This window comes from Flavivirga abyssicola, from assembly GCF_030540775.2.
GTDB classification, from domain to species: domain Bacteria; phylum Bacteroidota; class Bacteroidia; order Flavobacteriales; family Flavobacteriaceae; genus Flavivirga; species Flavivirga abyssicola.
In genome coordinates this window covers 3237073-3261268 of record NZ_CP141266.1, presented here as the reverse complement: position 1 = coordinate 3261268, position 24196 = coordinate 3237073, and the positions used below count along the sequence as shown (strand labels likewise).

19 protein-coding genes and 1 tRNA gene are annotated in these 24196 nt (G+C 33.3%); 10 read left to right on the top strand and 10 right to left on the bottom strand.

What is annotated here, in order from left to right; genetic code table 11:
- Positions 1–80 precede the first annotated feature (80 nt).
- A complete protein-coding gene (locus Q4Q34_RS13745; protein WP_303315887.1) occupies positions 81–7838 on the bottom strand; it encodes a SpvB/TcaC N-terminal domain-containing protein in 7758 nt (2585 codons plus the stop codon).
- 368 nt (positions 7839–8206) lie between these two features.
- Positions 8207–8280, bottom strand: a tRNA-Arg gene (locus tag Q4Q34_RS13740).
- An 82-nt stretch (positions 8281–8362) separates the two neighbouring features.
- On the opposite strand from Q4Q34_RS13740, the gene Q4Q34_RS13735 reads away from it, so the two are divergent.
- The 6 genes from Q4Q34_RS13735 (at position 8363) to Q4Q34_RS13710 (ending at position 12808) form a co-directional block, all read left to right on the top strand.
- A complete protein-coding gene (locus Q4Q34_RS13735; RefSeq protein WP_303315888.1) occupies positions 8363–8995 on the top strand; it encodes a Crp/Fnr family transcriptional regulator in 633 nt (210 codons plus the stop codon).
- Positions 8996–9255: 260 nt separating this feature from the next.
- A complete protein-coding gene (locus Q4Q34_RS13730; protein WP_303315889.1) occupies positions 9256–9813 on the top strand; it encodes a YeeE/YedE family protein in 558 nt (185 codons plus the stop codon).
- Positions 9814–9817: 4 nt separating this feature from the next.
- Positions 9818–10231 carry a DUF6691 family protein gene (locus tag Q4Q34_RS13725; RefSeq protein ID WP_303315890.1) on the top strand — a complete coding sequence of 138 codons (414 nt, stop codon included), beginning with the start codon at positions 9818–9820 and terminating at the stop codon, positions 10229–10231.
- Positions 10232–11023, top strand: coding sequence for a sulfite exporter TauE/SafE family protein (locus Q4Q34_RS13720; protein WP_303315892.1), 792 nt, complete (start codon positions 10232–10234; stop codon positions 11021–11023). It abuts the gene before it with no gap.
- Positions 11024–11126: 103 nt separating this feature from the next.
- A complete protein-coding gene (locus tag Q4Q34_RS13715) occupies positions 11127–12536 on the top strand; it encodes an MBL fold metallo-hydrolase (protein WP_303315893.1) in 1410 nt (469 codons plus the stop codon).
- A 2-nt stretch (positions 12537–12538) separates the two neighbouring features.
- Entirely contained in the window at positions 12539–12808 is a 270-nt protein-coding gene (locus tag Q4Q34_RS13710; protein ID WP_303315894.1) for a heavy-metal-associated domain-containing protein, read from the top strand.
- Positions 12809–13026: 218 nt separating this feature from the next.
- On the opposite strand, the gene Q4Q34_RS13705 is transcribed toward Q4Q34_RS13710, so the two are convergent.
- From Q4Q34_RS13705 to Q4Q34_RS13670, 8 genes are all read right to left on the bottom strand, one after another.
- Positions 13027–14682 carry a T9SS type A sorting domain-containing protein gene (locus tag Q4Q34_RS13705; protein WP_303315895.1) on the bottom strand — a complete coding sequence of 552 codons (1656 nt, stop codon included), beginning with the start codon at positions 14680–14682 and terminating at the stop codon, positions 13027–13029.
- A gap of 579 nt (positions 14683–15261) precedes the next feature.
- Positions 15262–15537, bottom strand: coding sequence for an ATP-dependent Clp protease adaptor ClpS (locus Q4Q34_RS13700; protein ID WP_303315897.1), 276 nt, complete (start codon positions 15535–15537; stop codon positions 15262–15264).
- Between the two features lie 82 nt (positions 15538–15619).
- On the bottom strand, positions 15620–16456 hold the full coding sequence (prmA, locus tag Q4Q34_RS13695; RefSeq protein WP_303315899.1) for a 50S ribosomal protein L11 methyltransferase: 837 nt from the start codon (positions 16454–16456) through the stop codon (positions 15620–15622).
- Positions 16457–16575: 119 nt separating this feature from the next.
- Entirely contained in the window at positions 16576–17325 is a 750-nt protein-coding gene (gene tpiA / locus Q4Q34_RS13690) for a triose-phosphate isomerase (RefSeq protein ID WP_303315901.1), read from the bottom strand.
- 41 nt (positions 17326–17366) lie between these two features.
- Complete coding sequence (locus Q4Q34_RS13685) at positions 17367–17849, bottom strand: TlpA family protein disulfide reductase (RefSeq protein ID WP_303315903.1); 483 nt, start codon at positions 17847–17849, stop codon at positions 17367–17369.
- Between the two features lie 7 nt (positions 17850–17856).
- Positions 17857–18933, bottom strand: a complete 1077-nt coding sequence (locus Q4Q34_RS13680; RefSeq protein ID WP_303315905.1) for an ABC transporter permease — start codon at positions 18931–18933, stop codon at positions 17857–17859.
- 67 nt (positions 18934–19000) lie between these two features.
- Complete coding sequence (locus tag Q4Q34_RS13675; RefSeq protein WP_303315906.1) at positions 19001–20317, bottom strand: BT_3928 family protein; 1317 nt, start codon at positions 20315–20317, stop codon at positions 19001–19003.
- A gap of 103 nt (positions 20318–20420) precedes the next feature.
- Entirely contained in the window at positions 20421–20960 is a 540-nt protein-coding gene (locus tag Q4Q34_RS13670) for a DUF1599 domain-containing protein (RefSeq protein WP_303315907.1), read from the bottom strand.
- 105 nt (positions 20961–21065) lie between these two features.
- Here Q4Q34_RS13670 and folP point away from each other — a divergent pair, with 105 nt between their 5' ends.
- Genes folP through Q4Q34_RS13650 form a run of 4 tightly spaced genes read left to right on the top strand, consistent with a single transcriptional unit; the run spans position 21066 to position 24194 of the window.
- Entirely contained in the window at positions 21066–21890 is an 825-nt protein-coding gene (gene folP / locus Q4Q34_RS13665; RefSeq protein WP_303315908.1) for a dihydropteroate synthase, read from the top strand.
- 5 nt (positions 21891–21895) lie between these two features.
- Positions 21896–22582: a hypothetical protein gene (locus tag Q4Q34_RS13660; protein WP_303315909.1), complete on the top strand. Its 687-nt coding sequence runs from the start codon at positions 21896–21898 to the stop codon at positions 22580–22582.
- 35 nt (positions 22583–22617) lie between these two features.
- Complete coding sequence (locus tag Q4Q34_RS13655) at positions 22618–23403, top strand: diadenylate cyclase (RefSeq protein ID WP_303315910.1); 786 nt, start codon at positions 22618–22620, stop codon at positions 23401–23403.
- Positions 23403–24194 (top strand): DUF3667 domain-containing protein, encoded by a 792-nt coding sequence (locus Q4Q34_RS13650; RefSeq protein WP_303315912.1) that lies wholly within the window; start codon positions 23403–23405, stop codon positions 24192–24194. Before Q4Q34_RS13655 ends, Q4Q34_RS13650 begins: the two co-directional genes overlap by 1 nt.
- Positions 24195–24196: the final 2 nt, after the last annotated feature.

The following is a 24196-nucleotide window of genomic DNA, read 5'->3' as shown; positions in this document are numbered from 1 at the left end:
TTCTTATTATTGATTTTTACTTAAATGGTATGGATTATATGCCCTACTTGACATTAGTATCCATAAATATCTGGGTTAACTTATCTTGATTCGAGCGATCTTACAAAAGCCTCTAATGCTTCTCTATCAGTTTCAGTTTGGAACGTATCAAAATCGGTAAATAGACTCGTTTCTCCTGGTTGTTGTCTGGCAGGGGCATTAGGCCCATGGCAAAGTGCACAAAATGGATTTCTTCCCTGTTCAACCTGTTGTTCTACCCAACCCTCGGGGGCAGGAAAATGTGATGCATCCATTGCTGCCTGATTTAGATTACCTAAACCGTGAATCATTCCAGGTGGTGTTGCATACCATATATCACTTAATATCCCTAAGGCGACATCTCCAGCATCACCTCCTTCCACAACGGCATCTGTTGTTTCTGCTGCAGGATTTACAGATTGACCTGCTGCATAGACATCTCCGGTAGCTAATAAAACAACGCCCGCAATAAGTGCCCCAATAATAATACCCCCCTTTACTTTTGGTGCTCTTCCTGGTGTCCGTACTCGTGTTCTTGGAACATCGGGCGCATCTGGAGCAGTAGCTCTTGCTGATGCATGGCTTCCACCAGGACCATTACCTCTTGGTGGGCTACCATCGCCCCCTGGAGTTCCTCCTCCTCGAGTACCTCCACCATCACCATTTGAGCCTCCCCCTCCAGGCCCATCACCCCCACCAGGACCGCCACTTCTTCTTGTGGCTCTCGGACCACCATCCCCTACTAAATCCCCAAAATTGCTTTTTAGATTATCAATTCTTTCCTGTGGAACCCGAGAACCTCCCTCAAAAAATTCAACTTTATCCAATACCTCTTGATCTCCTACTACTTCATAGAACTCATAAGCCGTAAATGAATCGGTACGTTGAAGAAATCGCTCTAATTCATCAATGTCATCGCCAAATTCTTCTACTGCGTCAGCAATATTTTCAACCTGACGCAAAAGTCTATCCTCATCTATATCATCCAAATGAAATCGTATTTCATCGGCCTCATCAATTGCATGACGCACAGCTTCTAAATCACCTCTATTACCCGTAAAAGAGAAGAAGGATTCCGGCATATCTTCTACGACTTCGTATAAGCCTAAGTCAATACTTTCAGTCCCGTTGATATCAACCAACTTTATTGGGTTATTCCTGCCATATTTATATAAGTTGGCTCCATCAATCATTCCCAACGGATCACTGTTTAGCCATCTACCTAACCACGGTATATAGTATCGCGCCTTATGATATTCTAATCCCGTTTCTTCATCACGTTCCATTCCTGTATAGCGATACCGCTTTGCGGCTGCTTTGATAGCTGAGTTTTGTGCCTGATACGCTGTAGTACCAAAGGGATGGTATTCTTCATAACTAATGACATTCGCGTGCTCGTCGAGCTCCAGAGTTGATGACCCTAAATGATTACTTAAGTTGTACCGTACGGTTTGTACAGGGGTAGTTCTGCCTACTGGAAGACCTAAGAACATTCTAGGTTCGGTTTCCGTATCAATCATGGCAATACGTGTTTGATCGTCCATGATATGTAGTGTTTCACGTTCTAATCCATTTTGATCTCGGTATACTTCATAATTCCCTAAATAAATTCGTTCGTTTTTTAGTGAAGGTGTATTGCCTTCATCAGCCGCATTCTCGGTTACCTTACGAACTCTACGTCCTGAACCATCATATACGTAGTATGTGGTTTCAGGAGTACCCCCATCGGTACGTACTTGTTTGGAAGTCGCGGCTAATTCTTCTTTAAAATTCCACTGCATCAAAGGTAGATGTGGTATTTTGGTGATGTAGCCATGTATTGGATGGTGCTCATAGTTTAAAGTATATTCGCCTACTTCTGTACTTTTGATACGATTATTTTTGGTTTCGTATACATAATCCCGAGTCCAGGAATGTGCACCTGCGATATGTTTTGTTTGCAAAATATTGCCTACTGTGTCATATCTATACCGTTGTACGTACCCATGCATAGCCATAGGGTCATTCGTAGCAAGGTTAAATTTTGCATGACTATCGCCCCAATTATCACCAGCAGCAAAATCTGCCATGTTTGTGCTTTGCTCTCTACCATTGGCAACTATAAGCCTGTATAGAGCATCATAAGTATATTCATTTCGTCCAGTGATTTTTTGGTTATTATAAAATACTGTAGGGATGGCTTGATCTTTAATCTCTACAATATTTCCAATTGGGTCATAAGTATATTTTAGATCTTGCAACGGTTCTCCTTCTTTTTTGGATGTTTTTAGTGTGGTAAGTCTAAATGTATCGGGATCATATGTATAATCAGTTTTTGTGTCATTGCCATAGGTTATCTCTGTACGTTGTCCTTTAGCATCATAATTTATATTTTGAACATAAGTGTTTGTACTAGTTCCTTTTTTTACATCAACTCTTTCAAGAAACCTTGCTGCATTAAAAAATGGTATGTGCTCGCTACCATCTGGCTGTATTTGTTTTACAGGACGGTTTAAGGCATCATATTCTGCGCTTGATGTAAAGGTATAGGCCGCTCCTTCAAGAAGGTCATCCGGATTGGGGACATCCCAATTAGGTATATTTTTATACTCTTGTGCAAATATTCGTGTGGATGCTAAGCGGTTTCCTTTAAAGTCATAACTTTCAGAAATCACCTTACCAGCAGTATCATAGGTTTGTGCGATATTGCCTCTTAAATTGTTTTGCTTATCATTAGGTAGACCTTCTCCATATACTATTTTCCTGTACAGCACTTGCATAGGAACTGTGCCTTCTCCTCCTCTTGCCCATTTATCTAAAGGTCGCTGTAATATGTCATATGTATAATGGAACTCATGTTTATGTTCGTCCCACAGTTTTACTGGACTACCTAATACATTATTAAACATCCATCGTTTCCCTGCATCCATACTCTTTTGTGCAACTCTATGTCCCAAAAGATCGTATTGATATTCCATTACGATATTACCTCTAGCATCAATTATAGCATGTGCATTACCTTCAATATCAATGTCTACATACGTATAATATTGTTCTTCTATTATTTGGTCACTTGCATTGGGATATTTATTCTTATCTATGGTTAAAACAAGCCTTCCTAAAGTATCTAAAATGACACATGAGGGTGTTTCATGGTGCGTTTCGGTTTTTAATGCTGCTTTTTTTTCTGCGTTAGTATCGGCTAAAGTCATTCGTGCTACATACCAATCACTATTCTTAACCGTATCATTCGCATCATAAGAATTGTATTTCCATGCATCAAATTCTACTTTAGTAAAAGTTCCATTTGGAAATTCAGTTTTTATGGAGCGCCCTACAGCATCATAATATATTATTGGCGTTACGCCTGTTTCAACCAGTCCTGCAGCATCTTCGTGCATGGGAGATACTGAAAAATAGGGCTCGTATTGTTTTATAGGATTTCCTTTATTATTTAAAACGGTTCGTCCATTACCTATCCAACGTAACTGATTAACGGTATCTACCTCTTCTATGTCCCATTCTTCATTATCAAGCTGAATTGCCTTTTTAGCTATACCGGGTTCTGCCTGTACTTTGGTCATAGCAACATTTCCTAAACCATCACTATATTCAAAACTTATTTGTATAGGACTATCCAGATTTTCCAAAGCGTGTTGTTCTCTAATAATACTTGCTGCTACAGTTGGTTTTTGATTAAAATTGTATATCATACAACTGCTCGCCGATTTCAATAAATCTTTCGCCACACTTTGTAATTCTGCATAGTTACAAACATCATGTACCTGAGCAATTTCAAAAAAGCTGTCTATTAAAGATTGTTCAGCATTGTCTGCTATTTCAGCAATACCAATAAGGTTGTCTGCCTCTTCTCCTATCTTATCATTATTTGTGTCTTTACCTTCAATTGCCCCTGCTTTTACAAACCCCAGTTCATTCATAATAACTGAAGCGATATTATCATTAAAATCGCGCATTTTTGTTGGCGAAAGTGTGCGATAATTAAACTCTAAGACCTGGCTTTCATTTCCTAAAGGGTCTAATGTTCTGTTAACAAATATGAATAACGGATCATAAAACACTTCTGTTTTTGTACCAAATGGGTTTGTGTAAGAAATCGGATTAAGAAAGCGTTCTTTAATATCTTCGAACGTTTCTCCAATATTAAAAAATTGAATCGTTCCAGACCTCACCCACCAATTAGTATCCTCTTGATAATATTTAGCTTCAAGCATATCCGATTCGGTAACTTCAAATTCTTGTGAGTAGTCCGTTGGGGTATAAATACTTTGCAAAAGATTTGGAGTATATGCCAACTGATAGTTTTCATAATTCACTCCAAAAACACCTAATTGTCCATCTAATAAGGGAGCAGATAGGGTATCGTTATAGTATTTTGTTTTTATATGTTCTATAAGCCTTTTTTGGACTATACCCTCTTCTGGTTTCTTTTGATATTCAATCTCTGGAAGTGAATTTAAACTGTTCTTAAAATCATCAATGGTAAAAATATCCTCGGCGGGCGTCATACCAGTTACTTCGTATGTTTTGTTTTGCCAGCCTTTTCTTAGCAAATAATTTTGAGGAGTGGTGATATCATTTGTAAAATCATTGACTGAATATGTTATCCATCGTTTTTGCTGTTCGTTTCGAGCATGCTGCTTTGCATTTCGAGCGGCCACCGAATCTGTTGGGGCATCTTTAAGAAGGTCTTCTGTTTGTATACGAGGATATACAACAGAGGCAGATTCGACAATATTTCCATATTCGTCTATTTCTATATTTAGCTTATGGGCTATACGAGGGTCTTCTGGATTACGTTCGTATGCATAAGTAATGGCTTCACTTTCTCTTACAATATAAACAGCATGCTTATTCTGGTGCTTTTGCTGTAACAACTGAATGTCGCAATTATGTGTTGTTACATTATATGGTGTTAGCTGTTTTTTTATCTGTTCTAAATCATTCTCGTCTTCTGCATCCAAAGCAAATGTTTCTCTGCGAAGTACCATACCCTTACAGGCTCTTAGAGCTTCTATACATTCTTCTACCTCTAGCGAATCTACATCCAAATTGGTTATGTTTTCTGCCACTGAAAGCGTCGCATCAGGTAATTCATATTCTATGGGTTCAACATCAAATCCTTTTTCTTTAAAAATTTCGTACCAATATTCTTTCTTAAACTGGGTGAGTATTTTTTTCTTATCCAAAAAGGCCCCTGTATGAAACCATGTTTTTGTAAGTACAGGTGGCTGATGATGCTCTTTTGTTACAACATTACTAGCCCCAGTTTTTTCAAATACTTCAAAATACTCACTATCCAGTTGTTCAACACTTCCAAACCCTCTAAATTCTCGTTCTCCATGATCATAATACCCATGATGGTACGAGTACTTTGTGGCAAAACGCACCTTTGTTATTTCTTCAGTTATTATAGATTTACTCACACATTGTACTGGAAATGGTAATTTGGTAATCCAGGGTGTTCCGTTACGCTTATCTTCTAAATAGTAAGATGTTGAACTCCTATATTCTACTTCTACTTTTTTGCCAAACCCGTTTTCATAACTTTTCATAATGTGGGGTTTTATGCCTCCCATAAGATCTATATATCGCATGGGTGCATGCTTGTATCCTGGCAATTCCGAAGACCATACCATACAGGATGTTCCATTTCCTAATAAATCGGTAACGGTTATTTTATTAGGTTTTTCGGTCGAAAAAAAAGGATCTATAAATGTCGCATCACTCCAGGCATTTCCACTAAAATTAAGATATGCACTGAATTTATTTTTTCCGAGGTAAATGATATCCGTTACACCTGTACCGCTTATATCTGCTAGGTTTAAATATTGAGGATTAAATAACTCTGGAGCATCAAACCAGGGAGCATTTTCCATAGTGACTTTGGCACTAAATCTTCCATACCCCATATTTGCCCAATAACATATTTCTCCATTGATTATGCGTACAATATCAGTAAGCCCATCGCCCGTCATATCTGCTAAAAAAATGCTTTGCTTTTGGTCTTGAAACACAATTGCTGGCCCTGACTCTTCGTTGTATGATTTTGGAACTAACTCTGCATTATCGTAACCTATTTTCCCTTTATTTCCCCACCATGTAAAAGCACCTTGATCGCTCAAAACAACATCTGGTCTCCCATCACCATTAAGATCTAGCATACGGACATTGGGATTACGCACATCTATGCGTAATTCTTTTAAAAATGTTTTAAAGGGCTGCCATTCTTCCTCATCGTTTAATTCAAAATAACCTTGTTGCCCTGGTGCATTTACAACAACCTGTTTTTGTCCATTAGCTTCTAAATCTTGTAATTGCAGGATCCCTTCTGTAATACCCAAAAATGCTGGTTTTGGAATAATGGATTTTGCTTGTGAAAAATGTACGTGTCCTTGTTTATCTTCTCCTAAGTTACTTTTATAAAATAATGCATTGGCTTGTTCGGTTAGAATACCATTAATCCCCTCGCTATATAAATCAACCCATTGATAATTTCCTGAAACCCCAACAGGCGCATTCACCAAATTGTCTTCACTAACTGTTTTAGTCTCTGTATTCCAATTAAGCCACTGGTAATCAAAAGTCATTTTAGGCAGTGCCTTAACCGAATACGTATTGTCTGGTTTTAGTATATACCCTTTTTGGACAATACTAACTAAGTAGGTAAGTTCGGCAGGTCTATCTGTTTTTTCTTTTAATGCTTCTGAAGATAAATATTCAAAGTCCAATGAGCGTACTAACGTGGGAGTACCCGCATTTAGTTCTGGAAAGGTGTGAAACATTAATACCCGATTACATAATCTGTTTGTTCGTATTTCAAAACCTGATCTATAGGAAGAAAATGCATCCGAGCGATACTTCCATTTTTGCGTATTAATTTCCTCCAGAGTTGGCTGATCTTCGTCATGCTCCCCATAATCTAAAACCAACTCGAATGCACATAGATCATCTATTGGTTTTTCAAAATCATATGGCATTTCCGTATCTGGATAATATGGTTTTTGATTTCCATATTTTATACGTTTAAGATACCGATTTGTAAACGGAGCCAAACCACTAGTTCTGTTTTTATTATATATGGTATCTGGTACATTGTCAAGGTTTTCTGTTTTATATTCGTAATATGTATAATTACCTTTATTATCATACGAAAATTCAGGTAACCATTCATAAATTCTTTCCTCATCAATAGGATTTGAAATCTTGTAATTATTGCTTTTACCATAAAATGTCACCTGATTATTACCAGATGTCACCTTCCAATATATACCATGGTCCGGATGACTTATTTTTTCAATCCTTGAAAAACCACTTTCTATACGTGGACGATACCTTTTTATTTTATAACCATTATCAACGTATTCCTTGATTTTCCATGCTTCTGTACCTCCTTCTTCTAAAAATGGTACTAAATCCTCTATTCCTGAAAAAACAAAAGTATCTTCTGAGCTATTTGTGTCTTGATATTTAGGTAATTCCTTATCTGTTTTTCTTTTTATTGATGGTAAGCCAATACTCCACCCAATACCGAATATACTGTTTCCTACTCCTGAATTATAACTTAAGTTTATAGATGGTGAAAAACCATTTCTACCAGGAGAAACAGGAAAAGGAATACTAAATCCTGCTGTGCCATTTGAAGGATTCACTTCAAATTTCTCATCTATCCCCTTTAGTGCCCCTCCTCCTTTTGGGAGTGAAATGGAAGGTATTTCTATAGCATTAGACTGTGTAGGGTTTTCTTTTGACAACAGATCTACATTATTCGGCGTTGAGTTTTGTTTACCGGTATTTCTTTCCTCCAAATTATTTTCCATATCAAATGAATTGAATTTTTCTTTACCCCTTAGGACGTTCAATATTTTACATTATAAATGTAGCTACACATACATATAAATATCGAAGGATTTTCACCCTAACTTTTAAGGAAAAACACCTATTAATTTGTAAGAATAATTCAGCGTTTTTATTAGCAAGAATCAACAGTAACATTATGTATTGTTGGTTTATTTTCCCATATACAAATCATATAGATAATTATTTAGTGAAGTTTTAAGGCATTAATTATTTTATTTATTGAGATTGTTCGCTTTTTAGAAAGGTTTGAATCCTTAATTGTAATGAATTAATCTTTCTTTGGAATAAAAAAACCCCTTAAGAATAAGGGGTTTTGAAGTAATATTTGTGACCATGGCAGGATTCAAACCTGCAACCTCTTGAGCCGTAATCAAGTGCGCTATTCAGTTGCGCCACATGGCCATTTTTGTGGGTGCAAATATAGTATTTTTATTAAAACATCACCAAATTTTTATTCCAAATTTGTAATTCATTACTTTTGAATATGGGAAAGGAATTATTATATCAAAAGTTTAATCATATTTTAGATGACACACTTATATCTGAAATCGAAAAAGTGGGTACAATAAGTACGTTTTTAAAAGATGATATTATTATAGACATTAATCAACCATTACAATATATACCGCTTTTATTAAGTGGAAATATTAAAATACTTCGAGAAGATAATGATGGTAACGAATTACTTATTTATTTTTTAGAAGCGGGAGAAACTTGTACCATGTCACTTACTTGTTGTATGGGGACTTCTAAAAGTAAAATTAGAGCTGTTGCCGAAAAAGATTCAAGCCTCATTATGATTCCCGTTCAGAATATGCAAGCATGGTTTCATAATAACGAAAGTTGGCGAAATTTTATATTAGAAAGTTACCAAACACGTTTTGATGAAATGTTGGAAGCTATAGACAATCTTGCTTTTATGAAAATGGATGAGCGTCTTTACAAATACCTAATCAATAAAGTTAAACTTCACACATCTAAAACTATTATTGCAAAACATCAAGATATCGCCGAGGATTTACATACATCACGTGTTGTTATTTCCAGGCTTTTAAAACAATTTGAAAACGAAAATAAGATAAAGCTTAGCAGAAATAAAATTGAAGTTTTATTATAAATGACTCTCTTGTGAACGTTAATATATCTATCTTATGTGTTCAAAATTAATGGTCGGGCTTGTTATTTATCTTTTATTTAATCAAAAAGTTATAATTCTTATTAGCAAAAAAACTCAAAAAGCTCGATTTTACTTTATTTGAAATTATATTAGGATATAACTACCAGTTCCAAAACATCATTAAACATCTAGGAAGTAAGTAACATTTATTACAAAACTTCCTTTAGTTTAACTCTACATTTGCAATAAATCTAAGTAAAATGGAATACATTTTAAATCCTTGGCCATGGTATGTATCTGGCCCACTAATTGCCGTAGTCATGGCATTATTACTCTATTTTGGCAAGACATTTGGTATGTCCTCTAATCTTAGAACCATGTGTTCGATCATGGGAGCTGGAAAAACAGCCTCTTTTTTTAAATTTAACTGGAAAGCACAAATATGGAACTTAATTGTTGTACTTGGTGCCATTATTGGTGGTTTTATTGCAACTCAATACTTATCCAACGATAGTCTAACTGACTTAAATCCGACAACTGTTGTTGAACTTCAAAATATGGGATTTGAAAATTCAGGTGCCACATTAGTTCCTAACGAGATGTACAGTATTGAAGCCTTAATCACTCCTAAGGGATTACTCATTCTAATTCTAGGTGGTTTATTGGTTGGTTTTGGCACACGCTATGCAGGTGGTTGTACCTCAGGACATGCTATAACAGGACTTAGTAGTTTACAAAAACCATCATTAATAGCTGTCATAGGTTTTTTTATTGGTGGTTTAATTATGACAAATTTTATTTTACCCCTAATTTTTTAAAAACATGAAATATCTAAAATTTTTATTGATTGGCATTTTCTTCGGAATTGTTTTAGTGAAATCTGAAGCTGTTTCGTGGTATAGAATATACGAGATGTTTAGATTTCAATCATTTCATATGTATGGCATTATAGGTACCGCGATTGCTTCTGGAGTCTTATTTCTTCAAATATCGAAAAGAGGCACTATAAAGAGTATTAAAGGAGCCGATATTTTTGTTCCCAAAAAAGAAAAAGGAATCACAAGGTATATAGTTGGTGGTATTATCTTTGGACTTGGCTGGGCACTTATTGGTGCGTGCCCTGGTCCTATGTACATTCTATTAGGCACAGGTGTATATAGCATGATCATAGTAATTTCCGCAGCAATTTTAGGCACATATGTATACGGAGCCTTAAAAGACAAACTCCCTCATTAAATGGACTCCACACAACTCTTAGGATATATTGGAGCTTTAATTGTTGGATTGGTTTTAGGTTTAATCGGTGGTGGCGGTTCTATACTTACTGTACCGTTACTCGTATACCTTTTAGGCTATAACCCAGTTATCGCCACTGCTTATTCCCTTTTTGTGGTAGGTACTTCTTCTATGGTAGGTACATATCAAAAATATAAAGAAGGATTGGTCGACTTCAAAACCGGATTAGCTTTTTCATTCCCATCGTTTATTGCTGTTTATTTATCCAGACGTTATTTAGTTCCAGGTATTCCGGATACGCTTTTTAGTTTCGGCAATTATGCGCTCACTAAAGAAATGAGTATTATGATATTTTTTGCTATTATCATGTTACTCGCTTCATATTCTATGATAAAAAAAGGAAAAAACACTGATGCTGTTTCATATGCTCAACCGTATTACAAAACATTCGTACAAGGTTTAATTATTGGAACTGTTACCGGGCTTATTGGTGCTGGGGGTGGTTTTCTATATGTTCCAGCTTTGGTTGTTTGGGCCAACATCCCAATGAAAAAAGCAGTAGGCACTTCATTAATTATTGTAACTATCAATTCTCTAATTGGTTTTATAGGAGATGTTCAAACTTTAGAAATTGAATGGGTATTTCTTCTTTCTTTTACTTTAATTTCTATCATAGGGATTATTTTGGGTGTTTTTATTTCAAAGTTTATAAGTGGAAAGAAACTCAAAAAAAGCTTTGGTTTTTTTGTTTTAATAATGGCTGTTTATATTATTTATAAAGAGCTTAAATAGCTGTAATGTGACTTTAGTCACAAAGTGAATCGTTAAAGATTTGTAGTTTTGAAATGTTTAAATTAAAAGAATTTCTGCCCACTCTGTAATTAAAATATAGATTATGAAAATAGAACAAATTTATACAGGATGTTTAGCTCAAGGAGCTTATTATATAGAATCTAATGGTGAAGTTGCTATTATTGATCCATTACGTGAAACACAACAGTATGTTGATAAAGCTAAGAAAGAAAATGCAGAGATTAAATATATTTTCGAGACTCATTTTCATGCCGATTTTGTTTCCGGACATGTCGATTTAGCAAAAAAAACAGGAGCGACTATTGTTTTTGGTCCTGGAGCCGAAACTGATTATGATGCTTATATTGCAACAGATAATGAAGCGTTTAAAATTGGAAATATTACTATTAAGGTATTACACACTCCTGGGCATACTTTGGAGTCTTCAACATTTCTTTTAATTGATGAAAAAGGAGACAATCATGCTATTTTTAGTGGAGACACCTTGTTTTTAGGAGATGTAGGGCGTCCAGATTTAGCAATAAAATCAGACTTGACAAAAGAAGACTTAGCAGGCATGTTATATGAATCTCTACGCAACAAAATCATGCCACTAGAAGATAACATTATTGTATACCCTGCTCACGGTGCTGGTTCTGCATGTGGTAAAAATTTAAGTAAAGAAACCGTTGGAATTTTAGGAGATCAGAAAAAAACCAACTACGCTTTAAGAGCAGATATGACAAAAGAAGAGTTTGTTGAAGAAGTTTTAGATGGTATTGCTCCACCTCCACAGTATTTTGCTAAAAATGCGATGATGAATAAATCTGGGTATGATAATTTTGAAACTGTTCTGCAAAAAGGAGATACAGAACTAGCTCCAGAAGTATTTGAAGCTATCGCAAACCAAGAGGATGCTTTAGTTTTGGATGTTAGAACCGAAAAAGAATTTGTAGAAGCTCATATCCCAAATTCCATTTTTATTGGAATACATGGTGGATTTGCACCATGGGTTGGTGCTTTAATTACAGATTTAAAACAACCTATTCTACTTGTTACGCCAGAAGGGAAAGAAAAAGAAACCGTAACTCGATTATCTAGAGTGGGCTATGATAATACCTTAGGATACCTAAAAGGCGGTATAAAAGCATGGAAAGATGCTGGTAAAGATATTGAAACTATTGAGTCTATTTCTGTCGATGAATTTTCTAATCGTTTTAAAAACGGTCCAATTAATATACTTGACGTTAGAAAAGATGGCGAATATAAATCGGAGCATCTAGATAGTGATGCTGTGCAACATTTTGCATTAGATTATATAAATGATAATATGAATGCTATTGATACATCTAAGACCTACCATATACATTGTGCAGGTGGATATCGTTCTGTTATTGCAGCATCTATTTTAAAAGCCAGAGGGTTTGACGTAATAGACATTGCCGGTGGTTTTGGAGCGATTAAAAACTCGGATTTACCAACGACTGCTTTTATTTGCCCATCAACTTTATAAAAATGAATATAACTTTAGAAATACAAAACCTTAAATGTGGTGGGTGCTCAAATACCATTACCAATAAGTTATCTGATTTAGAAAATATTAGTGATGTAATAACTAATAACGAAGAACACACCGTTTCTTTTTCCTATGAAAACGAAAAAGCATTATTGAAAGCTAAACAAGTATTACATAAAATTGGTTATCCTATTGTTGGAGAAAAAAATGCGTTAACTACAAAAGCAAAATCTTTTGTTAGTTGTGCTATTGGTAGAATGAACAGCTAAAAAACAATATTAAAAAATTGATTTTCATATTTTTTGTCATTAAACCAATAAATAAAGGGCATCTTTTTTTGATGCCCTTTATTATTATAAAAAATTATCTTTTAACAAGGTTTTAATAATTGTTATCAAACTCAATATCCCTGTGATTACCAATATGGGGAACCATAATTGAGTTTATCTTTCACTTTTTTATATTCTTTACAAACAATAATAAAGCTTTATTTTAAAATTAATCGTTCTTTTTTACTAACCTGTCCTTTTCTTATATATGACATTAAGTATACACCTTTAGCCATATTACTTAAATTTAAGGTGTATTTTTTATTACCGCTATCTACATTAACCTGCTTTACTTTTTTACCAAAGATATCATGTATTTCTAGAGTATAACTTGCCTCATTACCTGTTTGAATTGTAATCATGTTGGATGCCGGATTCGGATAAAAAGAAAACGAATCACTATCAATAACGGTTTCTTTTGCTTCATTAGATTTCAACCTATTTTCTTTACTAGTGTTTCCGCTTCCTAGAATAATACAGTCATTTCTTTTATTTAATGAAGCTTCACGTTTGTTAGGTTTATAATAAATATCTGTTCCTGCCAAATTATCACGTATTTTAATATTACAATTTCCTTGATCACCCTTAGTTATACGTATTTTTCCCTTAGTAGGTACTGTTCCTACTTCCCACTTATTCTTAGCTATTTTTCCGCTTTGATCTTGCCCTATAAAAAACCCTTCAGCATCAGTAAAAGAAATACCATGTTCTAATTTTACGTTAGATTTAAAAGTATTACCATAAATATAAAACCTTCTTGGTCCATATCTATGTATTTCTACTTTACAGTTTTTATCTATTTTACCATCACAATCACCACTTCCTCTTCTGGAAAACATACTACCAGTAGCTACAAACAAATAAGGCTCTTTATTATCACCAATTCTCCTAATTCCTTCTTTTGCGGCCATATCAAGAAAACCTCTAGAACCTGCATAGTTATTTGTCATTACATTTCTAAAAATTCTAATATCGGACACAAACTGTTCAAAATGCAAACATCCTGAATATATTTCAGAACCATTTGGTCCATCCATTCTATTATCTCTAATAACAGCATTTCTAGATTGCACCATACCAATATGCCATCTTTTACATTTTTTAAAAGTATTTCCTGCTATGATACTCCCTTTTAAATTTGTTGCATATTCTTCTCTTTTATTTCCATGTTTTAACACCCCATTTACCATTTTACTAAAAGGTGTAAAATCATTACCATTATCGCTTACTATAGCACGATCATATCCTGGTTCGAATGTACAATTTCTAATCTCTACTCTGTCTCTTAATTTGGGAATCCTTAAAATATTTGTTTTTCTGTTGAGAATTAAAATACAGACATCTGTGATATTACTAAATGTTACACGTTTAGCTATTAGACCATTCAAAGCATAGCCAATGGTTGAATTTATACCATTTTGACTATTTTTTATAGTACAATTCTCAACCAAAAGTTTTGTTATATTTCTTGTGACCTTAATAACAGATCGACCAAAAACTCCAGCATTATCCCCTACAAGATTTAAATTTTTAAATTTAACATTGTTTGCTCTAATATCGAAAAGTTGATCTTTGTTAGCATTATTTAATCTAATAATAGGTAGTGCTCCAGAGCCAGTAGCATTAAACAGTATACCAGCCTTAGTGACAATAATAGGGTTACTAAAATTATATGTTTTCCCCCTTTGAAATTCAATTACTGTATTATTTTGCATTAAATTATTAATAGTCCCTTCTTGTCCAGGTCTAATGACTTTTGCTATTGCATTAAAAGATAATGCTAAAAATAGTAATGATAAAAATTTTGTTTTCATAATGTAATTTTTTTTATGTTTTTAAACTTCTACGAAACTAAATAAGACAACTCCTCAATTTAACCTCTGTTGACCCAATAACTACAACATATGGTTTTTACTATATCGTACATTTTCTGTAGAAAACATAAAAAGAATAACATATTGCTCATTATGGCAAATAGAAACAGGCACTTTTAAAAACGAGTCAATTATTTAATATTAAGCAAGTTATACATAATAATTATACCCATCCAATTGTCAGGGGGGTAACGAAGTGAAATCTGTAGGTGAATTAGAAAATCAGCTCAGCAGCTCGTTACATAAATGAAAATTAAATGCCAAACATAGGATACCTAGTTAAATAAACTACTTAATATCCATGTATTGAAGTATTGAAGAGCAATACCTCCTGAAAATTCATGTATAAACATAAAAAACACCTCTAAATTTTATTTAGTGGCATTTTTTTATTCTGATATTATCTTAAATGGGCTTACTACTGAAAGTGCCTACCCTATTGTTGGAGAAAAAATGTACTAATTACAAAAGCAAAATCTTTTGTTAGTGGTGCTATTGGTAGAATGGACAGCTAAAAAATTAGACTATTTCAGCGCTTAATCCTGCTTCAAGTAGCATTGAGCATCGTGGTTTTAAATCGTCGTATACGCCTGTTTTAACTGTACACTTTCCTTTATAATGTACTATAAGCGAGCATTGTTCTGCTTGTTCTGCAGTATGATCGCATGCATAAATAAGTGTTTCTATAACATGATCGAATGTATTAACATCGTCATTAAACAAAACAATTTCGTTTTGAGTTAATACTTCTTCCTCAAGTAGTAATTCTTCTGATGTTTTTTCTCTGGTACTCATTTCTCAATTTTTATTAGATCCCCACTTTCGTAAGAATAACATTTTTATTTTGATACTCTAAAGCAAGCTTTAGAAATTTTGTTCAATTTATAAATTTTAAGGAAACCCAATTGTTTCTTTCTAATTTTTCTTCAAATTTTAACAAATGATTTTCACATTCATCGGTAATCATAGGAATATCATCATTATAAAACCCGCTTAAAAACAACATCCCATCTTCATTTAAACAAGACACATAAGTTTTCATATCATTCAGTAAAATATTTCGGTTGATGTTCGCAATAATAATATCGTACTTTTTGTTTTTTAAAACCGTGGCATCCCCTTCTATAACGGTAATATGCTGGCAATTATTACGAGCAACATTCTCCATACTGTTTAAATAACACCAATTATCGTAATCTACTGCATCAATAGGCTTTGCGCCTTTCATTTCTGCCAAAATTGCTAATACCCCTGTACCACATCCCATATCTAAAACAGACTTATCAGTCATATCATTTTTTAAAATATGCTGAATCATCATATGGGTTGTTTCATGATGTCCTGTACCAAAACTCATTTTTGGTTCAATAATAATATCAAACTTTGTATTGGGCTTATCATGAAATGGTGCTCGAACTGAACACATATCATCTACAACTATCGGGTTAAAATTCTTTTCCCATTCTTGATTCCAATTGGTTTGCTCAATTTCTTTAAATGTAAAACTGATTTCAAATTCATCTGAATTTAAAATTTGAACATCTTCAAGTATAGATTCATTCCATGCCTCTTTTTGAATATATGCCGTAACCCCTGTTTCATTTTCAACAAAGCTTTCAAAACCAGAATACCCCAATTCTGCAATAAGTATTTCTACTCCAGGTTGTATTGGGCTTACTTTAAACTCGTAACCTATATAAATAATGTTTGACATCGTTTTTATTTAAAACCTCATGAATTATATAAATCCATCAGGTCATTTTATAATCGATTGAAAGAAACGAAATCCTCTATATGGATACTCATTTTCTTAACAATTAGAGTTCTTTTTAATTAAAATGCATTTACAATGGCAAAAAAGTCGTCTGCCTTAAGTGCAGCACCTCCAATTAAACCACCGTCCACATCTGGTTTAGAAAAAATTTCTTCTGCATTTGCAGGCTTAACACTACCACCATAAAGAATTGAAACTTCATCAGCTACATCATTCCCGTATTTATCAGCTAATGTCTTTCTTATAAAAGCATGCATATCTTGTGCTTGCTCTGGGCTAGCTGTCTCACCCGTACCAATTGCCCAAACAGGCTCATAGGCTAATACGATATTTTGGTAAGAAGCGGCATCTAAATGAAATAAGGCATTTTTAATTTGATTTCCAACAACAGCTTCTTCGTTTCCGGATTTTCTATCGGCTAGTTCTTCTCCAAAACAGAAAATTACACGCATACCCTTTGCTAATGCTGCATCTACTTTTTTAGCTAGTAATTCATCTGTTTCATTAAAATACTCACGACGTTCACTATGTCCTAAAATAACTGTTTCTATTCCAATACTTTTAAGCATCCCAGCACTTATTTCACCTGTATAAGCACCATTTTCTGCAAAATGCATGTTTTGTGCAATAACTTCTATATTAGTCGTTTTTAATACGCTGTAAGCGTGATATAAATTAGTAAATGTTGGTGCTACCATAACCTCTGCATTTGAGGTTTTAGTTTTACTTTTCAACTCATTAATTAATGATTCTGTTTGTGATAAATCATTATTCATTTTCCAGTTACCTGCTACAATTTGTTTTCTCATTTTAATGTAAACCTTTAAAAAATAAAGGGCTTTGTTAATTATTATAAATTTTCTTTAATTCTTATATCGTCTGCTTTAACAGCTTCAAATAGTTCAATATTTCCTTTTGCATCTACTACCATGTAACGCGGTATCCAATCGAGGTCTATAAAATCGCTAAACATCCCATCCCAACCGGACTTCATAAAATAATGTATCCCTTTTACATCATATTTTTCAATGCCTTTTTTCCATGCTTTTTGGGTTTTATCTAAAGACAAAAAGATATAGGTAACCTCTTTATATTCGGCTTGTAAGTCTTTAACCTTCGGCATTCCTTTTATACAATCGCTACACCACGATGCCCATACATCAATCACTAATGTTTTTCCCTTATGAGTCTCTAAAATATCTCTAAAAGCTATAGGACTACCTTCCAGAGTAATAAATATATCGTTTAAAGCTGCTTCAGAAAATTGTGTTGGAGACTTTTTACAACTAAAAATGGTGATTAATAGTATAAGTATATAGCTTATTTTTTTCATATATCAATTATTGCAGCTTCACTTTCGGATCTAACCATACATAAATTAAGTCTACAAAAATATTAATAATTATAAAGAGTAAGGCTATAATTAATACAGAACCCATAATAACTGGCAAATCTAATGTATTTAACGCATTTACAATCTCTTTCCCCAACCCATTCCAACCAAAAATATACTCTACAAAAACGGCTCCTGCTAGCATAGAAGCGAACCAACCTGATATAGCTGTTACAACAGGGTTTAGAGCATTTTTAACAGCATGTTTTTTTATAATTTGAAATTCACTTAGCCCTTTGGCTCTTGCTGTACGGATATAATCCTGATTAAAAACTTCTAATAACGAATTTCGCATAAGTTGTATCACTACGGCTAACGGTCGAATTCCTAATACAACTGCAGGAAGTATTAGGTTCTTCCATTTAATATGCATGGCTTCTCCAAAATCATCTAATTCGTATAAGCTTCCTGTCATTTCCAAATTGGTATACTCATGCAGTATATAACCAAAAAACCAGGCAAACAAAATAGCACTGAAAAACGATGGAATACTCATCCCTAAAGTACTAAAGATCTGAATAGTTTTATCTAGCCATTTATCTTTATATAATGCAGAAACGATTCCCAATAAAACACCTAAAATCATAGCAATAATTATAGCTGTAACAGCTAAGACAAAGGTATTAGGTAATGTTTCTGCTAACACACGACTTACTTTTTTTCCTTGTTTTGTAAAAGATTCCCGTAAATAAGGAAATTTTAAAACAGTGGTGGTATTTCCTATTGAAAACAACTTCGTTGCACTGTATTTTCCTGCTTTTAAAAAAGTATAATCCGCTTGTTTTTTTGAATGAAATGAGATTGGTGATAAGTCATTTAAATAGTAGAAATACTGAGTACTTATAGACTTATCGAATCCGTATTTTTGTTTGACGATTGCTAGTTGCTCACTATCTTCATTTTGCCCAAGCATCATTTGCGCTGGATCTCCAGGAAGTACATTAAATAAAAAGAAAATAACAGTAACTACTCCAAATAATGTGAGTAAAGCATATGTGATTTTATTTAGTAAGTAGCTTATCAAATAAGTTTATTAGTTGATGTGTTTAAAATAAGTTTATTTGTTTAGACAAATAAGAATATATAAAAAATTATTCGCCTTTAAGTTTAACTTCAATAATGCCTGTATAAAACGTACTAGTGCTATCCTTAGCATTTAATGCTATTAGCTGTAAAGAATCTTTAACAACATTAATACTTTCAATTTTTGTAGAGTCTAAAACCTCTACCTTTTCTTTTGTTGATGATTCTCCATCAATAAAATAAGCAATAACATCTTCAATTATTTTTGGTTCTGGTTTTCTTTCAACTTTTGGCAACTCTAAATCATCAATATCATTCCAATGTACTTTTTGCTTGATAGTGCCTTTATCTATTTCCAAAACACCAGGATTGGAACGTACTACAGTCTTTAAGGCTTTTTCATCGCATAAATAAAATTCAAAATCAATACCATAAGCTTCTTTAATCCGCTGTTTGGCTTCTTCACCAGAAGCTGTTAAACCAATAACTTTATAGCCATTTTTAGTGGCTTCTTCAGATAATCTCTTTAATTTCATAGCTCCTACTTGTTCAATCTTCTCCAAACTATAAGACACTATAACAATAAGATTTTCTTCTTCTAAAAACTGATCTGTTAAGTTTTCATCTTCACTTTCTATTGAAAAATCGTAAATAGGTGGTTGATAGCCTTCTTGAATTACTTTTGTATCAACACTAACAAAATCACCTTCAACTGAAGGGTAAGATCCGTTAGTCGTAACAACCTTCTCCTCTCCTCCTACATTAAACTTCCAACTGTATTCTACAATAGGCTTTGCTGCATCCTCAGGAATGCTCATACCTTCTTGAATATTGGCTCCAATTTTATATGCTCTAAAATCTTTAGCTGGTAAATGCTCTAAAACATGATATCCAAACCAAAGACTAAATATAAAACCTAATAGAGCAATCACCGTTGTTAATAGTTTACTAAATAAAGGTTTTATATGTTTTATTCCAAAAAACAGAATCAATATAAAAAACAGTAAAATCAAATCCTTTGTAAAGCTTTCCCATGGTGTTAACTTTAAAGCATCACCAAAACAACCGCAGTCTTTTACTTTATCGAAATATGCAGAATAGAATGTTAAAAATGTAAAAAATACGATCATTCCTAACAAACTCCAAATGGTGAATTTTGGTTTATACCCTATAAGTAAAAACACGCCTAGAACAACCTCAAAAACAACAACTAAAACTGACACCATCAATGCATACGGCTCTAAAAACGTAATATTTAAAACATCTGCACTAAAATATTCCTCTAACTTATATGAAAACCCCAGTGGGTCGTTTAGTTTTATTAATCCAGAAATGATAAATAAAACACCAACAAATACTCTTGATATGCCTACTAAATACTTCATAATTTTTTGTCATTCCCACAAAGACGGGAATCTTTTTGATTGAACCTTATTTGTAAATTCCTGCTTATTAAAACAAGTTCAGCACATGTCGCAGGAATAACAGTTATTTTTCATTTAAATGAATTAAGGCAAAAATGGCATAATTAATCATATCTTGATAATTAGCATCAATACCTTCACTTACCAAAGTTTTTCCTGCATTATCTTCAATTTGCTTAACTCTCAACAACTTTTGTAAAATTAAATCGGTTAAGCTACTTACCCGCATATCTCGCCATGCTTCACCATAGTCATGATTTTTATCTTGCATAAGCTGTTTTGTAATGGCCACTTGTTTTTCATATAATTCAGTAGCGTCTTCTGTAGATAAATCTGGTTGCTCTACCACCCCTTTTTCTAACTGAATTAATGCCATAATACAGTAATTTATAATACCAATAAATTCACTCACTTCGCCTTCATCTACCTTTCTAACATCATTTTGTTGAAGCCCTCTAATACGCTGTGCTTTAATAAAAATTTGATCGGTAAGTGATGGTAATCGCAAAATGCGCCATGCACTGCCATAATCCGACATTTTTTTAATAAATAAACTTTTACACGTATCCACTACGGCATCATATTGTTTTGAAGTATCTTGCATGAATTAAAATGTATTTTGCGTAAATTTCGCATAAAAAAGTTTAACCATCAAGGTTTCAGTATTAAAGTTTTAAACTTAGTACAAACACCATACAAAACGGTATAAATGACAATAAACTGTAAAGGAAAACTCATTGATTTAACATCGCCAAAAGTGATGGGTATTTTAAATATAACCCCAGATTCGTTTTATGATGGTGGTCAACATAAAAACACCTCTGACATCTTAAAACATGTAGAATTGATGATTAGTGAAGGTGCTACTTTTATTGATGTTGGCGCATACAGTTCGCGACCAAATGCAGACCATGTTAGTGAAGCTGATGAATTAAAACGAATTTTACCAATTGTTAATTTAATTGTAAAAGAATTTCCCGAAGTTCTACTGTCTATAGATACCTTTAGAAGTAACGTTGCAAAGCAATGTATTGAAGCTGGAGCTGCTTTAATTAATGATATTTCTGCAGGAAAATTAGATGACGATATGCTGCAAACTATTGCCGATTTGCATGTACCATACATTATGATGCACATGAAAGGGACACCACAAACCATGCAACAACACACTCATTACGACGATATTATCAAGGATATGCTCTTTTATTTTTCCGAACGTATTGCTGCGGCAAAACAATTAGGAATTATTGATATTATTGTAGATCCTGGATTTGGATTCGCCAAAACGTTGGAACAGAATTATGAATTGCTAAATAAGTTTGACCTTTTTAAAATGATTGAAAAGCCTGTATTAGTTGGTGTTTCCAGAAAATCTATGATTTATAAAACTTTGGAAACTTCAGCTAAAGAAGCTCTCAATGGCACGAGTGTTTTAAATACGATAGCTTTACAAAAACAAGCTTCGATTTTAAGGGTTCATGATGTTAAAGAGGCTATGGAATGTATTAAATTGGTTGAATCGGTTGTTCGTTAGAATTTATGAAAAAGATTGTTCTCTTATTTGTTATTAGTTTGATGCTTGCTTGCGGAAACGAAAAAATCGTTCTTTTACCAGAAATTGATCATGCAAATATTACAGAAATACATGATGTCTCCCCTGCTTATTTATTTTACGATACGACACAAAAAGATAGTGTTGAATTGAATAGAAAGAATTTAATTAGTACAACAAACTGGCTGGTTAATGTTGATAAACGTTTAACTCTTAAACAGGCGATTCCTCACATAAAATTTCTTCAAGATAAGAAGCAAAATTCAAGTCATAAAAAGAAAGGCGTTAAAAACTATTTTACATGTAACGACACTAGTAAAAAGAATTTAGGGTTTATTGAGTTTACAGATGTTGTTTACCATGATAGCACTAGTGTCTATAGTATTAAAGAAAATAATAAACTTAAATCTGAAGCCAATAGTGTTGACTTGTTAGTTTTTGATGTAAATGACATAAATATCATTACTATGGATCATGTTATATTTAAAACCGATACATCTTCTTTAATAAACATTATTAAGGATTCACTAAACTCAAATTCGAAAGCATATGAGATCTTTCTAAGGTTCGAAAAAGATTTAACTTTTCAGGATTATATTTCAATCAAATCTATTTTATCTGAAATAAAAAATGAGCATATCAAAATATCAAATCATGAAGGTATTTCTAATTAACCATATTTTCTTAAATTTACCAAAACCCACTACCGTTGGATATTTTTAAAGACATTTTAGACTTACGCCTCATCGATTATGTTGATGTTGTTCTTGTAGCCCTTTTACTTTATTATGTTTACAAGCTTGTAAAAGGTACCGTTGCCATTAATATCTTTATAGGTATTATTATTATTTATTTGGTTTGGAAGCTTACAGACTTTCTTGAAATGGAGCTTCTCTCAGGTATTTTTGGTGGCTTTATGAAAGTTGGAATTATTGCTTTAATAGTTGTATTCCAACCAGAGATTCGAAAATTTTTATTAATGGTTGGTTCTACCAATTTTAACAGGCGACGCAAATTTTTAAAACAACTTAAGTTTTTAAAAACTGAAACTAGTGACGAAACCGATATAGATGCTATCATTTCAGCTTGCAATAAAATGGCTATGACCAAAACCGGGGCTTTAATTGTTTTTGAGAGAAACAATAGTCTGGATTTTTTATCTTCTTCGGGAGATGAAATGAATATAAAAGTGACCCAACCCATTATTGAAAGCATCTTTTTTAAAAATAGCCCATTACATGATGGAGCTATTATAGTTAGTAACAACATAGTAAAAGCAACACGAGTTATTCTTCCTTTGAATAATGAAAAGAATATTCCACAACGCTTTGGTCTACGTCATAGAGCTGCCATTGGAGTTACTGAAAAAACAGATGCTTTAGCCCTTGCTGTAAGTGAGGAAACAGGCCATATTTCTTATTTTAAAGATGGTGAGTTTGTTGTTTATAAAGATACAAATCAACTTAACTCTATGATTAAAGAAGATCTATCTTAATGCAATGTAAAAACTGCAATAAAGATTTAAACCCCGAAATTAACTTTTGTGGCTTTTGTGGTGCCAAAGTGATTAGAAATAGGCTTACTATAAAAAATCTATTTGAACATTTTAGCAAAACATTTCTTAATTATGACAACAAACTTCTGCAAACTTTCATAAAGCTTTTCACAAAGCCTGAGGTCATTATTGAAAGTTATATCCATGGGACTCGAAAAAAGCATGTCAATGTTATTAGTTATTTCGCTATAGCACTTACTCTATCTGGTTTCCAGATGTTTGTATCTAATAAGTTTTTTCCTGAATTAATGAATGTTGATTTTCTTGCTCAAAAAGGTGCTGAAGATTTTCAAAGGAACAATATGAATTTTGTTCAGGAATATCAGTCCATCGTATACATGCTCATAGTTCCTGGGTATGCTTTAATTTCGAAGATTATTTTTTTCGATTTTAAAAAATACAACTACACCGAACATTTAGTAGCTAATATGTATATAACGGCCCACCTATCCATCTGCAGTTCTATACTAGTTATTTTGGCTTTGTTTTTTGGGGTTAATTTCGGAATTATTGGCCTCTTATCAATCCCTGTACAGATCTTGTGTACGGCTTATTATTTTAAACGTCTTTTAAACTTAGACTTTAAAACTATCCTATTAAAGACCATTTTCTTTTTGCTGATCCTCACCGTTTTATTTATAATGTTTAGCTTATTTATTGCAATAATAATGTATTACAATGGTACATTAGATCAAATTAAAGAAGCGCAAAAAGCAGCTGTAATAACTTAGAA

Bases quoted from the DNA above. Each gene is read 5' to 3' on its own strand.
- Q4Q34_RS13745 (WP_303315887.1), bottom strand. From the start codon at position 7,838: ATGGAAAATAATTTGGAGGAAAGAAATACCGGTAAACAAAACTCAACG.
- Q4Q34_RS13735 (WP_303315888.1), top strand. From the start codon at position 8,363: ATGGGAAAGGAATTATTATATCAAAAGTTTAATCATATTTTAGATGAC.
- Q4Q34_RS13730 (WP_303315889.1), top strand. From the start codon at position 9,256: ATGGAATACATTTTAAATCCTTGGCCATGGTATGTATCTGGCCCACTA.
- Q4Q34_RS13725 (WP_303315890.1), top strand. From the start codon at position 9,818: ATGAAATATCTAAAATTTTTATTGATTGGCATTTTCTTCGGAATTGTT.
- Q4Q34_RS13720 (WP_303315892.1), top strand. From the start codon at position 10,232: ATGGACTCCACACAACTCTTAGGATATATTGGAGCTTTAATTGTTGGA.
- Q4Q34_RS13715 (WP_303315893.1), top strand. From the start codon at position 11,127: ATGAAAATAGAACAAATTTATACAGGATGTTTAGCTCAAGGAGCTTAT.
- Q4Q34_RS13710 (WP_303315894.1), top strand. From the start codon at position 12,539: ATGAATATAACTTTAGAAATACAAAACCTTAAATGTGGTGGGTGCTCA.
- Q4Q34_RS13705 (WP_303315895.1), bottom strand. From the start codon at position 14,682: ATGAAAACAAAATTTTTATCATTACTATTTTTAGCATTATCTTTTAAT.
- Q4Q34_RS13700 (WP_303315897.1), bottom strand. From the start codon at position 15,537: ATGAGTACCAGAGAAAAAACATCAGAAGAATTACTACTTGAGGAAGAA.
- prmA (WP_303315899.1), bottom strand. From the start codon at position 16,456: ATGTCAAACATTATTTATATAGGTTACGAGTTTAAAGTAAGCCCAATA.
- tpiA (WP_303315901.1), bottom strand. From the start codon at position 17,325: ATGAGAAAACAAATTGTAGCAGGTAACTGGAAAATGAATAATGATTTA.
- Q4Q34_RS13685 (WP_303315903.1), bottom strand. From the start codon at position 17,849: ATGAAAAAAATAAGCTATATACTTATACTATTAATCACCATTTTTAGT.
- Q4Q34_RS13675 (WP_303315906.1), bottom strand. From the start codon at position 20,317: ATGAAGTATTTAGTAGGCATATCAAGAGTATTTGTTGGTGTTTTATTT.
- Q4Q34_RS13670 (WP_303315907.1), bottom strand. From the start codon at position 20,960: ATGCAAGATACTTCAAAACAATATGATGCCGTAGTGGATACGTGTAAA.
- folP (WP_303315908.1), top strand. From the start codon at position 21,066: ATGACAATAAACTGTAAAGGAAAACTCATTGATTTAACATCGCCAAAA.
- Q4Q34_RS13660 (WP_303315909.1), top strand. From the start codon at position 21,896: ATGAAAAAGATTGTTCTCTTATTTGTTATTAGTTTGATGCTTGCTTGC.
- Q4Q34_RS13650 (WP_303315912.1), top strand. From the start codon at position 23,403: ATGCAATGTAAAAACTGCAATAAAGATTTAAACCCCGAAATTAACTTT.